The organism is Streptomyces sp. BK79, assembly GCF_044142145.1.
Classification (GTDB): domain Bacteria; phylum Actinomycetota; class Actinomycetes; order Streptomycetales; family Streptomycetaceae; genus Streptomyces.
On sequence record NZ_JBHVOC010000004.1, the window covers coordinates 171,097 to 184,645 of the forward strand.

The 13,549-nt window shown below is 73.2% G+C and carries 9 protein-coding genes, 3 tRNA genes and 1 pseudogene; 5 read left to right on the forward strand and 8 right to left on the reverse strand.

Features of this window, described 5'->3' with window-relative positions; all coding sequences use genetic code 11:
* Nucleotides 1-105: 105 nt before the first annotated feature.
* Complete coding sequence (gene dnaG, locus ACFIF2_RS06395; RefSeq protein ID WP_395571513.1) at nucleotides 106-2,034, forward strand: DNA primase; 1,929 nt, start codon at nucleotides 106-108, stop codon at nucleotides 2,032-2,034.
* A gap of 127 nt (nucleotides 2,035-2,161) precedes the next feature.
* A pseudogene (locus ACFIF2_RS06400) lies at nucleotides 2,162-3,528 on the forward strand (RNA polymerase sigma factor).
* 30 nt (nucleotides 3,529-3,558) lie between these two features.
* On the opposite strand, the gene ACFIF2_RS06405 reads toward ACFIF2_RS06400, so the two are convergent.
* The 4 genes from ACFIF2_RS06405 to ACFIF2_RS06420 form a co-directional block, all read right to left on the reverse strand.
* Entirely contained in the window at nucleotides 3,559-5,487 is a 1,929-nt protein-coding gene (locus tag ACFIF2_RS06405) for an ABC transporter ATP-binding protein (protein WP_395571514.1), read from the reverse strand.
* The gene (locus tag ACFIF2_RS06410; protein WP_395571515.1) at nucleotides 5,487-7,220 is read right to left on the reverse strand and encodes an ABC transporter ATP-binding protein; all 1,734 of its coding nucleotides are present in this window, start codon (nucleotides 7,218-7,220) and stop codon (nucleotides 5,487-5,489) included. The genes ACFIF2_RS06405 and ACFIF2_RS06410 overlap by 1 nt, the downstream gene beginning before the upstream one ends.
* A 197-nt stretch (nucleotides 7,221-7,417) precedes the next feature.
* Nucleotides 7,418-8,872, reverse strand: coding sequence for an FGGY-family carbohydrate kinase (locus ACFIF2_RS06415; RefSeq protein WP_395571516.1), 1,455 nt, complete (start codon nucleotides 8,870-8,872; stop codon nucleotides 7,418-7,420).
* A 73-nt stretch (nucleotides 8,873-8,945) separates the two neighbouring features.
* Nucleotides 8,946-9,245, reverse strand: coding sequence for a YtxH domain-containing protein (locus tag ACFIF2_RS06420; RefSeq protein ID WP_395571517.1), 300 nt, complete (start codon nucleotides 9,243-9,245; stop codon nucleotides 8,946-8,948).
* A gap of 150 nt (nucleotides 9,246-9,395) precedes the next feature.
* Between ACFIF2_RS06420 and ACFIF2_RS06425 the strand changes: the two genes are divergently transcribed.
* From ACFIF2_RS06425 to ACFIF2_RS06435, 3 genes are all read left to right on the forward strand, one after another.
* Nucleotides 9,396-9,468: transfer RNA gene (locus tag ACFIF2_RS06425), tRNA-Asn, on the forward strand.
* Nucleotides 9,469-9,473: 5 nt separating this feature from the next.
* A tRNA-Asn gene (locus tag ACFIF2_RS06430) sits at nucleotides 9,474-9,546 on the forward strand.
* Nucleotides 9,547-9,721: 175 nt separating this feature from the next.
* Nucleotides 9,722-9,795, forward strand: a tRNA-Ile gene (locus ACFIF2_RS06435).
* Between the two features lie 47 nt (nucleotides 9,796-9,842).
* On the opposite strand, the gene ACFIF2_RS06440 is transcribed toward ACFIF2_RS06435, so the two are convergent.
* The 4 genes from ACFIF2_RS06440 to ACFIF2_RS06455 form a co-directional block, all read right to left on the reverse strand.
* Nucleotides 9,843-9,989 carry a hypothetical protein gene (locus tag ACFIF2_RS06440; RefSeq protein ID WP_395571518.1) on the reverse strand — a complete coding sequence of 49 codons (147 nt, stop codon included), beginning with the start codon at nucleotides 9,987-9,989 and terminating at the stop codon, nucleotides 9,843-9,845.
* Nucleotides 9,990-10,066: 77 nt separating this feature from the next.
* Entirely contained in the window at nucleotides 10,067-10,741 is a 675-nt protein-coding gene (locus ACFIF2_RS06445) for an ANTAR domain-containing protein (protein WP_395571519.1), read from the reverse strand.
* Nucleotides 10,742-10,954: 213 nt separating this feature from the next.
* Nucleotides 10,955-12,385, reverse strand: a complete 1,431-nt coding sequence (locus ACFIF2_RS06450) for a GAF domain-containing sensor histidine kinase (RefSeq protein WP_395571520.1) — start codon at nucleotides 12,383-12,385, stop codon at nucleotides 10,955-10,957.
* A 58-nt stretch (nucleotides 12,386-12,443) separates the two neighbouring features.
* Nucleotides 12,444-13,493 (reverse strand): rod shape-determining protein, encoded by a 1,050-nt coding sequence (locus ACFIF2_RS06455; RefSeq protein ID WP_395571521.1) that lies wholly within the window; start codon nucleotides 13,491-13,493, stop codon nucleotides 12,444-12,446.
* Nucleotides 13,494-13,549 lie beyond the last annotated feature (56 nt).

The window sequence follows — 13,549 nt, forward strand, 5'->3', positions numbered from 1 at the left end:
GTCGTACCGCCGCCGACCCCGGTTCCCGGGGGCAGCCCCCGGACCCCCGGCCGGGGCCGGTCACCGCAGCGGTGGAGTGTCGGCGCCGCCCCGTAGACTTCAGGCGTGGCAGGACGGATCAACGACGAGGACGTGAAGGCGGTACGGGACGCGGTCCCGATCGACGCCGTCGTCTCCGAGTACCTCCAGCTGCGGGGCGCGGGCGGCGGCAACCTGAAGGGCCTGTGCCCGTTCCACGACGAGAAGTCACCGTCCTTCCAGGTCAGCCCGAGCAAGGGGTTCTTCCACTGCTTCGGCTGCCAGGAGGGCGGCGACACCATCACGTTCGTGATGAAGATCGACCACCTCACCTTCTCGGAGGCGGTCGAGCGGCTGGCCGGCCAGGCCGGCATCACCCTGCGGTACGAGGAGGGCGGGTACAACCCCTCCCACCAGCGCGGCGAGCGCATCCGCCTGGTCGAGGCCCACAAGATCGCCGCCGAGTGGTACGCGGAGCAGCTGGCGACCAGCCCCGAGGCCGACACCGGCCGCGCCTTCCTCGCCGACCGCGGCTTCGACCAGGCCGCCGCCCAGCACTTCTCCGTCGGCTACAGCCCCCAGGGCTGGGACCACCTCGTCCGCTTCCTGCGCGGCAAGGGCTTCAGCGACAAGGAACTGCTCCTGTCCGGCCTCGCCCAGGAGGGCCGCCGCGGCCCCATCGACCGCTTCCGCGGCCGGCTGATGTGGCCCATCCGCGACATCGGCGGCGACGTCGTCGGCTTCGGCGCCCGCAAGCTCTACGAGGCGGACAACGGCCCGAAGTACCTGAACACCCCCGACACCGCCATCTACAAGAAGTCCCAGGTGCTGTACGGCATCGACCTGGCGAAGAAGGACATCGCGAAGGCGTCCCGCGCGGTCGTCGTCGAGGGCTACACCGACGTCATGGCCTGCCACCTCGCCGGTGTGACGACCGCCATCGCGACCTGCGGCACCGCCTTCGGCGGCGACCACATCAAGATCCTGCGCCGCCTCCTGATGGACAACGGCTCCGCCCGCGTGATCTTCACCTTCGACGGCGACGCGGCCGGCCAGAAGGCGGCCCTGCGCGCCTTCGAGGACGACCAGAAGTTCGCCGCCGAGACGTACATCGCCATCGCCCCCGACGGCATGGACCCCTGCGACCTGCGCCTGGCCAAGGGCGACGACGCGGTCGCCGACCTGGTCGAGCCGCGCACCCCGCTCTTCGAGTTCGCGCTCCGCCAGATCGTCGGCCGCTACGACCTGGACACCCCGGCCGGCCGCGCGGCGGCCCTGGACGAGGCCGCCCCGGTCGTCGCCCGCATCAAGAACAGCGGCGCCCAGCACGAGGTCGCCGTGCAGCTCGCCGGCATGCTCGGCATCCTCGACACCCAGTTCGTCGTCAAGCGGATCGCCCAGCTGGCCCGCTGGGCCCGCGACCGCGGCGGCAAGGGCCCCGCCCCCGACCGGCAGCAGCGCGGTGGCGCCGAGCGGCAGTACGCCGCCCCGGCCGGTCCCGGCCCCCGAGGCGGCCCGGCCCTCAACCTGCGCAACCCCGTCTTCGCCACCGAGCGCGAGCTGCTCAAGCTCGCCCTCCAGCGCCCGGAGCTGGTCTCCCCGGCCTTCGACGCGTACGGCGTCGACGAGTTCACCGCCCCGCCCTACGCCGCCGTCCGCGAGGCCATCATGGCGGCGGGCGGCGCCGAGACCGGCGTCCAGGACCCCCAGGACTACCTGGTCCGCGTCCGCGAGGCCGCCCCCGACGACACCGTCCGCGCCATGGTCACCGAGCTGGCGGTCGAGGCGATCATGCTGCACCGCGGCGTGAAGGGCGTCGACGAGGTCTACGCCGGCGCCCAGCTCGTCACCGTCCGCCGCCGCGCCGTCGAGCGCCGCATCCGCGACATCACGGGCCGCCTCACCCGCCTCACCGGCCACGGCGACCCCGCCGAACTGGCCGCCGTGCAGAACGAGCTGTGGGTCCTCCAGCAGTACGACCAGACCCTGCGCGAACACGGCGCCGCGGCCCTCTAGAGCCGGCGCCGCATCACCACCGGGTCACGGACCGGACGCAAAAAGTCACCGCACGCCCCTCGTGGCGGCGATGTGTCGTACCCCACACTGGGTGCGGTGCCTGAGTCCCCGGAGCGCGGCCGGCCCGTTGCGACGGGTTCCCGATCCCCGCTGTTCCGTTCAACGCGTACGGGGCGGACCGCGGCGAGTGAGCCGGCTCCGCGCCCGAAGTACCGCTGCCGGCCCCCGTCGGCCGCGTCCATCCTGGAGGTCGCCCCCGTGCAGACCCGGACCCTCACCCAGACCGACACCGGTACCGACGGCGCGGAGCCGGACGCGGAGCGCGGCGTGCTCGTCGCGACGCCCCCGCGGCACCGCGCCGGGCACCACCCCGACAACCGGGCGGACGAGCCGGCCGGGACCGAGCCCTTCGAGGCCGCCGGCCACCCCGAAGACCCCGTCGACCCCGCCGAGCCCGCCGAGCCCGCCGACGTGAGCGAGCCCGCCGACGCCCCGGAGCCCGCCGAAACCGTCGACGCCCACGAGCCTGCCGACGCCCCGGAGCCCGCCGAGCCGCCGCCGCCCACCCGCACGGAGAGCGGCGGGCCCTCCTCCGACCTGTTCCGCCAGTACCTGCGGGAGATCGGCCGCATCCCGCTGCTCACCGCCGCCGAGGAGGTCGACCTCGCCCGGCGCGTCGAGGCGGGGCTGTTCGCCGAGGAGAAGCTGCGGCTCGCCGCCGACCTGGACAGCAGGCTCGCGCTGGACCTCGACCGGCTCGTCGTCCTCGGCCGGCTGGCCAAGCGCCGCCTGATCGAGGCGAACCTGCGGCTCGTGGTGTCGGTCGCGAAGCGGTACGTGGGGCGCGGGCTGACCATGCTCGACCTGGTCCAGGAGGGGAACCTGGGGCTGATCCGGGCCGTCGAGAAGTTCGACTACGCCCGCGGCTACAAGTTCTCCACGTACGCCACCTGGTGGATCCGCCAGGCCATGTCCCGCGCCCTCGCCGACCAGGCGCGCACCATCCGCGTCCCCGTCCACGTCGTGGAGCTGATCAACCGGGTCGTCCGCGTCCAGCGCCGCATGCTCCAGGAACGCGGCTACGAGCCGACCCCGCAGGAGGTCGCCGCGCACCTCGACCTCGCCCCCGAGCGGGTCGGCGAGGTGCTGCGCCTCGCCCAGGAGCCGGTCTCGCTGCACGCCCCGGTCGGCGAGGAGGACGAGGTCGCCCTCGGTGACCTGATCGAGGACGGCGACGCGGCCAGCCCCGTCGAGTCGGCCGCGTTCCTGCTGCTGCGCCAGCACCTGGACGCCGTCCTGTCCACCCTCGGCGAACGCGAGCGCAAGGTCGTCCAGCTCCGCTACGGCCTCGTGGACGGCCGCCCCCGCACGCTGGAGGAGATAGGCCGCATCTTCGGCGTCACCCGGGAGCGGATCCGCCAGATCGAGTCCAAGACCCTCAACAAGCTCCGCGACCACGCCTACGCGGACCAGCTGCGCGGCTACCTGGACTGACCCGCCCCCCTCGGGACCGCGAAGGCGCGGTCAGTCGACCTCGGCGACCGCCTGCGCGAACTGGGCCGCGTACAGGCGCGCGTACCCGCCCCCGGCCGCCAGCAGCCCGCTGTGCGTGCCCTGCTCGACGATGGACCCGTTCTCCATCACCAGGATCACGTCGGCGTCCCGGATCGTCGACAGCCGGTGCGCGATGACGAAGGACGTCCGCCCGTGCGCCAGCTTGGCCATCGCCTTCTGGATCAGCACCTCGGTGCGGGTGTCCACGGACGACGTGGCCTCGTCGAGGACCAGGATGACCGGGTCGGACAGGAACGCCCGCGCGATCGTGATGAGCTGCTTCTCGCCCGCGCTCACCCCCGTGCCCTCGTCGTCGAGCACCGTGTCGTAGCCGTCGGGCAGCGTGCGGACGAACCGGTCGGCGTGCGCGGCCCGCGCCGCCTCCTCGATCTCCCCACGGGTCACCTCCCGGGACGCCCCGTAGGCGATGTTCTCCGCGATGGTGCCGCCGAACAGCCAGGTGTCCTGGAGCACCATGCCGATGCCGGCCCGCAGCTCGTCCCGGGACATCGCCGCGATGTCCACGCCGTCGAGGGTGATCCGCCCGCCGGAGACCTCGTAGAACCGCATCAGCAGGTTGACCAGCGTCGTCTTGCCGGCCCCGGTCGGGCCCACGATCGCGACCGTGTGACCGGGCTCCACCTTCAGCGACAGGTCCTCGATCAGCGGTCTGCCGGGGTCGTACCGGAACGACACGTGCTCCAGCTCCACCCGCCCCCGCGACTCCTCGGGCCGGGCCCCCGGGACCGGGTCCGCCGACTGCTCCTCGGCGTCCAGCAGCTCGAAGACCCGCTCCGCCGACGCCACGCCCGACTGCACCAGGTTCGCCATCGACGCGACCTGCGTCAGCGGCATCGAGAACTGCCGGGAGTACTGGATGAAGGCCTGCACGTCACCGATGGACAGCGCGCCCGAGGCGACCCGCAGCCCGCCGACGACGGCGACGAGCACGTAGTTCAGGTTGGACACGAACATCATCAGCGGCTGCATGATCCCGCTGTTGAACTGCGCCTTGAACCCGGCCTCGTAGAGCGCCTCGTTCTGCTCGGCGAACTGCTTCGCCGACTCCTCCTGGCGCCCGAAGACCTTCACCAGCGCGTGCCCGGTGTACATCTCCTCGATGTGCGCGTTCAGCTTCCCCGTGGAACGCCACTGCCGCACGAACTGCGGCTGCGACCGCTTGCCGACCCGCGTGGCCACCACGTACGACAGCGGCACGGTCACCAGCGCGACCAGCGCGAGGATCCAGGAGACGTAGAACATCATCGCCAGCACGCCGATGATGGTCAGCAGGGAGTTGATGAGCTGCCCCATCGACTGCTGGAGCGTCTGCCCGATGTTGTCGATGTCGTTCGTGGCCCGCGAGAGCACCTCGCCGCGCTGCCGCTGGTCGAAGTACGACAGCGGCAGCCGCGACAGCTTCGTCTGCACGTCCTCCCGCATCCGGAACATCGTCCGGTTGACCGCCCGGTTCACCAGCCGCGTGGCCACCGCCATCAGCAGCCCGGCCACGCCGAACACCGCCAGCGCCAGCAGCAGCACCTCGCCGACGGCACCGAAGTCGATGCCCTGCCCCGGCGTGAAGTCCGTGCTGCGGAGCATGTCGGCGACCTTGCCGTCACCGCGTTCCCGCATCGACTCCAGGACCTGTTCCTTCGTGGCCCCGGACGGCATGTCCCGCCCGACGATCCCCGCGAAGACCAGGTCGGTGGCCTCGCCGAGGATCTTCGGGCCGACCACGTTGAGGCCGACGCTGACGATCAGGCACGCCAGCAGGGCCCAGAGGGTCACCCGCTCCGGCCGGAACCGGGCGACGAGCCGCTTGCCCGACCCCGTGAAGTCCATCGAACGCTGGTCGGGGCCGCCTCCGGCCATCATGCGACCCGCAGGCCCGGCCATCAGGCAGCCTCCGCTTCCGTGAGCTGGGAGAGCACGATCTCCCGGTAGGTGTCGTTGTCCGCCATCAGCTCGTGGTGCCGGCCCTCGCCGACCACCCGCCCCTCGTCCAGCACGATGATCCGGTCCGCGTCCCGGATGGTCGCCACCCGCTGGGCCACGATCACCACGGTCGCCTCGGCCGTCTCCCGGCCCAGCTCGGCGCGGAGCGCCGCGTCGGTCGCGTAGTCGAGGGCGGAGAAGGAGTCGTCGAACAGGTAGATCTCCGGGCGCTGCACCAGGGTGCGGGCGATGGCGAGCCGCTGGCGCTGACCGCCCGACACGTTCGTGCCGCCCTGCGCGATCGGCGCGTCCAGCCCGCCCTCCAGCCCTTCCACGAACCCCTTGGCCTGCGCCACCTCCAGCGCGCGCCACAGCTCCTCGTCCGTGGCGTCCGGATGGCCGTAGCGCAGATTGGTCGCGACCGTGCCCGCGAACAGGTACGGCTTCTGCGGCACCAGCCCCACGATCCGCGCCAGCACCTTCGGGTCGACGGTCCGCACGTCCACCCCGTCGACCAGCACCTCGCCCTCGGTCGCGTCGAACAGCCGGGGGACCAGCCCCAGCAGCGTGGACTTGCCGCTGCCGGTCGAGCCGATGACGGCGGTCGTCTCGCCCGGCCGGGCCACCAGCCCGATGTCCCTGAGCACCGGTTCCTCGGCGCCGGGGTAGCGGAAACCGGCGCCCCGGATCTCCAGGTGCCCGTGCCGGCGCAGCTCGGTGACCGGCGCCACCGGCGGCACCACACTGCTCTCGGTGTCCAGGACCTCCTGGATGCGCTCGGCGCACACCTCCGCGCGCGGCACCATCATGAACATGAAGGTGGCCATCATCACGGACATGACGATCTGCATGAGATAGGCCAGGAACGCGGTCAGGTCGCCGATCTGCATCTCACCGCCGTCGATCCGGTGCGCCCCGAACCACACCACCGCGATCGACGACAGGTTCACCACCGTCATGACCACCGGGAACATCAGCGCCAGCAGGTTGCCGGTGCCCAGCGCGACCTCCGTGAGATCGGTGTTGGCCTTCCGGAAGCGCTGCTGCTCGTAGGCGTCCCGCACGAACGCGCGGATGACGCGGTTGCCGGTGATCTGCTCGCGCAGCACGCGGTTGACCGTGTCCAGGCGCTCCTGCATGGCCCGGAACAGCGGGCGCAGCCGCCGCACGATCAGCGTCACGCAGACGCCCAGCACCGGCACCACCGCGATCAGCACCCCGGACAGCGGCACGTCCAGACCGAGCGCCATCACCACGCCGCCGACGGCCATGATGGGCGCCGACACCATCAGCGTGAACGTCATCAGGGCCAGCATCTGGACCTGCTGCACGTCGTTCGTGGTCCGCGTGATCAGCGACGGCGCGCCGAAGTGGCCGACCTCGCGGGCCGAGAAGGACTGCACCCGGTCGAAGACGGCCGCGCGCAGGTCACGGCCGAGCGCCGAGGCGGTGCGGGCCCCGTAGTACACGGCGCCGATGTTGGCCACGACCTGCACGAGCGAGATGCCGATCATCAGGGCGCCGTAACCCAGGATGTAGCCGGTGTCGCCCTCGACGACACCGTTGTCGATGATGTCCGCGTTCAGCGTCGGCAGGTAGAGGCTGGCGCAGGTCTGCACCAACTGCAGCGCCACCAGCAGGGCGATGGGTTTCTTGTAGGGCCTGAGACAGGTCCGCAGGAGTCGTATGAGCACGCTGGGTCTCTCGGGTCGGCGACGGGGGCTGATGGTTGCCCCTGGCCCCTATCGTCGGACACTCCACCCGCGTTACCTCAACCGATTAACCCGACAGCGCGGCACTTCCGGCCGTACGGGCGGTCCTTCCGCCGCCACGGGCGGCACGCGACCCGCGCCCGGGCACACGCGTCCCGCGCCCGGGCGCACCCGACCGCTCAGACGCGCATCGCCCCCGGGTGCGTCTGCTCCCGCACCGACACGAACTGCTGCCGCACCGCCTGTCCCACCGCCAGTTCCTCACCGGGCTCCAGCACCTGCGCCACCGCGCCCTGCCAGGCGGGCGGGGTGCGCGGGTCCAGCGTGCCCTGCGACACGCCCAGCGCCCAGGCCGCCTGCCGGGCCGCGCCGATCGCCGCGTAGTCCGCCGGCTGCGGTACGACCACCTGGGTCCCGAACAGCGCGGGCGCCGCCGCCTGCACGGCCGGCAGCTCGGCCGCCGCGCCCAGCAGGAAGACCCGCCGCACGTCCACGCCCCGCGCGCGCAGCACGTCCAGCGCGTCGGCGAGACCGCACAGCATCCCCTCGAACGCGGCCCGCGCCAGGTGCTCCGGCCGCATCGACTCGCGCCGCAGACCGGCCAGCGTGCCGGCGGTGTGCGGCAGGTTCGGCGTGCGCTCGCCCTCCAGGTAGGGCAGCAGCACCAGCCCGTGCGCGCCGGGCGTCGACTTCATCGCCAGCTCGGACAGGCTCTCCAGGTCCGCCGCGCCGAGCAGTTCGGCGGTGCCGCGCAGGGTCCGTACGGCGTTCAGGGTGGTCACGACGGGCAGGTGCATGCCGGTCGCGTCGGCCAGGGCGGTGATCATCCCGGACTGGTCGACGAGCGGCTCGGTGTGCACGGCCATGACGGACCCGGACGCGCCCAGCGACACCACCGCGTCGCCCAGCCCGATCCCGAGCCCGAAGGCGGCGGCCTGGGTCTCGCCGGTCCCGGCGGAAATCAGCAGCCCCTCCGGCGTCGTACCGGCCGCGTCGGCCGGGCCGATCACCTCCGGCAGCATCGCCTGGTGCCCGAGGGCCAGCTCGACCAGATCGGACCGGTACGCGCCACTCGCCGCCGACCAGTAGCCGGTCCCGGAGGCCCCGCCCCGGTCGGTGGTCCTGCGCACCGGCCGCCCGAGCAGCTGCCACACCAGCCAGTCGTGGGCCTGCATCAGCACGGCGGTCCGCGCGGCGGCCTCCGGCTCGGTCCGCGCCAGCCAGCGCAGCTTGGTCACCGGCTGCGCGGCCTGCGGCACCGCGCCCACCGCCTGCGCCCACGCCTCGCGCCCGCCGAGCGCGTCGATCAGGTCGGCCGCCGCCACCTGGGAGCGCTTGTCGCCGCCCACCATCGCCGGGCGCACGGTGTTGCCCTGCGAGTCCAGCGGCACCACCGCGTTCGCCTGCGCGGACACGCCGATGGCCTGCACGCCCTCCAGCAGGCCGCCGCCGGCGGCCTCACCGAGGGACAGCAGCCAGGCCTGCGGGTCGACGTCCGCGGGCCGGCCCCCGCCCTCGGGGCTCTCCACCGGATGCGGCGCGTAGCCCTGCCGCAGTACGGCACCGGTGTCCGAATCGCAGACGACGATACGAGTGAAATCGGGCGCACTGTCCAACCCGGCGACTATCCCCATGCCGGAAATTCTGCCGCACCGCGAGAGCGGCCCGTACCCGGTGGGGGCACGGGCCACGGCGGACGCGGTCGTCTCAGGTGTTGCTGGTGCCCCAGTCGTCCGCGCCGCTGCCGTTGCGCTCGCGCAGGGAGCGGACCCGCTGGGCCACCGAGTCGGGCATCCGGTCCCCGACCTTGTCGCTCACCACGTGGTACGCCTTGTCGGCGAAGTGCCTGCCCTGCTGGGCCGCGGACTCGGCGGTGTTGCGCACGGCCGGGTTCTGCGCGACCTGACGGGCGGACTTCCGCAACTGCTCGTAGCGCTCCCGTCCGGCCTTCGTGCCCAGCACGTAACCCACCGCGAGTCCGACGACGAACGTGAGCCGGTAACGCATGGCGGCCACCCTTCTCTTGCCCTAGCTCTCCGGTGCCGGGGAGTACCGATTGGCGGAGCACCCCCCTGCTTGCGCTAATGTATGTGTCGCAGCGAACGCGCGCCCCCTGGCGAATACCCAGGCAGACGCGTTCGATGCGATACGAGACCTTCCTCGGTAGCTCAATTGGCAGAGCAGCCGGCTGTTAACCGGCAGGTTACTGGTTCGAGTCCAGTCCGGGGAGCTCGGTCCTCCGTAGCTCAATTGGCAGAGCAGCCGGCTGTTAACCGGCAGGTTACTGGTTCGAGTCCAGTCGGGGGAGCGTGGTGAACGAGGACCCTTCGGGGTCCTTTTTCATGTCCGGGAACCGCGCGGCACGCCGCGGAGTCCTCAAGGTCATGAAGGCGTCGCGGCAGCCGACCACCCGAGGCAGGAGATCGTATGAGCGGCTATGCTGCGGCAGACGGCGCGCACACGTGTACGCGACACGCCGCTATGGGGCGGTAGCTCAGCCGGTTAGAGCAGCGGACTCATAATCCGTCGGCCGTGGGTTCGAGTCCCACCCGCCCCACTCCGCGCCACCCCTGCAGAAACCTTCTGGCCGGTGGCGCCGCCGGTTCACCGGCCTTTCGTCCGCTCCCCGACGTCCTCGGTGACGTCGTCGCGCTCGCCCTCCGCCTGGGAGGGAGTGGTGTGCGGCACGTCCGGGGTGTCCGGTTCGTCGTCGCGTTCGCCCTCGGCCTGGGACGGGGTCGGCTCGCTCATCGTGGTACCTCCTCCTGCCGTGCGGGTCGCCGGCCGAGTACCCCGTCCGCGAGGGCGCCACCACGCGTGCGCCGGTTTCAGCGTCCGAGGCGGGCCAGCGCCGTCCGCAGGGCCGAGCGCACCTCGGCCGGCGGGGGAGGGCCGTCGCTCCCGGCGCTCGCGGTGACCGCCGCGGCCACCGCGCGCAGCTTCGTGTTGGACCGTTGGGAGGCCTCCCGCAGGATGTGCCACGCCTCCTCCGACGTGCACCCGTGCAGCGCCATGAGCACGCCGGTCGCCTGGTCGATGACCGGGCGGGAGACGAGGGCGTGACGGAGCTGCTCCACCTCCTCCTGGAGGACGTGCAGCCGCTCCGAGGGCGCGGGGGAGGGCGCGTCGGGCGGCTCCGCGTCCGGCCGGTGGGCCGTCGCGCGCAGCGGGTCGGTGGTGTCGAGGCCGGCCAGCACCAGGACCCGCAGCGGCTGGCCGTGCCAGTTCGTCGCCGTCACCGGCACCGCCTGCCGGTGGCTGTAGCCGCCCAGCAGGTCCAGGAACCGCAGCCCGGTCGTGTCCATGAAGACCACGCCGCCCATGTCCAGGTCCACCCGGTCGACGTCCTCCGGCAGGGCGGCCAGCGCCTCGGCCAGGATGTCCGCGCAGCCGTGGACGAGTTCTCCCCGGGGAGCGAGCAGCGCCCGGCCCGCCTCCACGCGGGCCTCGACGACGAGAGTGGCCGGGTCACCCGCCGGGCGTGGTGGTGCCGCTGGGGTCATGTCACCGCCTTGTCCGTCCATGTCGGTCCCTGACAGACGTTCGCAACGTCGCACAGCCCCCGTCGGCCGTCGGACGTGCCGGGGTACCGGGTCCCGGACCGCGGCCGTCCGGCGGCGCTGTCGGTGCGCCTGCCCGCCGGACGGCGTACTACACCCGGGGCAGCCCGGCGCGGTCACCCGCCGATCCCGTGCCCTGCTCCCCGCGGCGCGGGCTCACAGCGGCGACCGCCACGTGACCGTCGTCCCCCGGCCGCCGCCCGCCCCGCCCTCCTCCGCGTCGCCCTCGTCGCCGTCGTCACGGACCGTCAGCCGAACCTCCGCCCGGCCGTCGGGGGCCGTGGCGCTCGCGTCGACGGTGACCTCGGCCCGGGACACGCCCGGACGGCCGGCCGCTTCGGTCAGGGCGTGGCGCAGCGCGGTGAGCAGGCGGTCCGCGACGTCGTCCGGTACGCGGGCGTCGACGGCGCCCGTGAAGTGCGCCGACGGCGGGAAGCCGAGCAGGGCGGCGGCGGACGCGGTCTCCCGCAGCACCCGGCCGCGCAGGCCGGCCGGCGGGTCGGCGGGAGGCTGCTGCAACGCGAAGATCGTCGTACGGACCTCCTGGACCGTGGACCGCAGCTCGTCCACCGCCCGGCCGAGGATGTCCCGGACGTCCTGGGCGCCGGGCCTGCGCCGCGTGGACTCCAGCATCATGCCGGTGGCGAACAGCCGCTGCACCACCAGGTCGTGCAGGTCCCGGGCGATGCGGTCCCGGTCCTCGTAGACCGCGAGGCGCTCCCGGCCGCGCCGGGCGTCGGCGAGGACGAGGGCGAGCGCGGCCTGCGAGGCGAACTGGGTCGCGAGCAGCCGCTCGACGGCCGTGTACGGGCTCGCGCCCCGGCGGCGGGGCAGGGCGAGGGTGCCGATCAGCCGGCCGCTCGCCTGAAGGGGCAGCATCATGCTCGGCCCGAACCGGTGCCGCACGTGCGTCGTCATGCGCGGATCGGTCGCCGAGTCGGCCACGAACACCGGTTGGCCGCCCAGCAACTGCTCCAGGACGGGGCTGCCCGGCGCGATGGTCGCGCCGAGGATGCCGTCCGGGTCCTCGGGCGTCGAGGCGGTCACGATCGCCATGCCGCCCTCGGCGGTCGGCTGGAGGATGACGCCCGCACTGGCGCCGGCCAGCATCCTGGCCCGTTCGGCGACCGTCGTCAGCGCGTCGTCGGCGCCCTCCTCGGTGAGCAGCGCGGTGGTGACGGCCGCCGCGCCCTCGATCCAGCGCTCGCGCTGCCGGGCCGTCTCGTGCAGCAGGGCGTTGCCGATCGCGATGCCGGCCTGCGTGGCCAGGACCCGCAGCACCTGCTCGTCCTCGGCCGTGAACGGGCCGCCGTCGGGCCGCCCGGTCAGCCGCAGCTCGCCGAACTCCTCGTCGCGCACGTGGACCGGCACCCGCAGCAGGGGCGCCGGCTCCGGTACGCCGTCCCGGCCGGCGGCGCGGGAGCCGAGGGCGGGGTCGGCGGTGACCAGGGACGCGGAGGCCGCGCCGGTCAGTTCGGCGGCGCCGTCCACGACGTGCCGCAGGATGCCCCGCAGGTCGAGTTCGGTGCCGATCGCCACGACCGCGTCGAGGAGGCGGGGCAGTCGGGGCGCGGGGCGGGCGCTCATGCCGTCCGGCTTCCTGGCTCTCGTCGGTTCCCTCTGCGTACCCGTTCCCGGCGGCGGGTCAGTCGGACGAGGCCGGGTTCAGCACCAGCGGCTCGATGCGGCCCTCCAGCATGGTGCCGAGGCCCTGGACCGCGCACACGTCCGGCCGCTCCGCGATGGCCACCGGCATGCCCGTGGCCTGACGCAGCATCTGGTCGAAGCCGGGCAGCAGCGCGCTCCCGCCGACCATCATGATGCCGCGGTCGGCGAGGTCCGCGACCAGGTCGGGCGGGCAGTCCCGGAGCACCTTGCCGATGCCGTCGAGCACGGCCGTCAGCGGCGTCTGGATGGCGTTGCGCACGGTGGCGGTGTCGACCCGCACACTGCGCGCCAGTCCCGTCGCCACGTCCCGCCCGTGGATCTCGGTGGACGCCGGTCCCTGCGGGGTCAGCCCGTTGCCGGACAGGGCGAGTTGCAGCGGACGCACGGACTGGCTGGGCAGCACCAGCTCGTGCTGGTGGCGCAGGAGCTGCACGATCGCGTGGTCCACGGCCTCGCCGCCGACCGGGATGCGCTCGGCGGTCACGATCGAGCCGAGCGAGAGCACCGCGACCTGCGTGGCGTGCGCCCCGCACACCATGATCATCGTCGCCTCGGGCTGCTCCACCGGCAGCCCGCAGCCGACCGCCGCCGCGATCAGCGTGTCCACCAGCTCCACGCGGCGCGCGCCGAGTCCGACCAGCGTCTCGATCGCCGCCCGCTGGGACAGCGGATCCGCGTCGTGCGGGGTGCACACGGCGGCCCGCAGCCGGGGCTTGCGGCGCAGGTTCCGGCGGATCCGGTCGCCGAGCAGGTGCCGCAGCATGCGCTGGGCCATCTCGATGTCGACGACCGTGCCGCCGGACACGGGCCGCACGACGCGGATGTAGGCAGGGGTGCGGCCCGTCATCTTCTCCGCGAACTCGCCGACCGCGATGAGGGCACCGGTGCGGGTGTTGACCGCGGCGGCGGACGGCTGGTCGACGACGAGCCCGGCACCCTTGACGTACACGCGGGTCCGCGACGCGCCCAGGTCGACGGCGAAGTGACAGCGGCGCAGCTGCTCCAGACTGGCGGTACTGGCGGTCATGGCAGATCCTCCCGAGAGCGCGGACCGTGCGGGTCGGCGGGTGGCCGGCCTCCTAG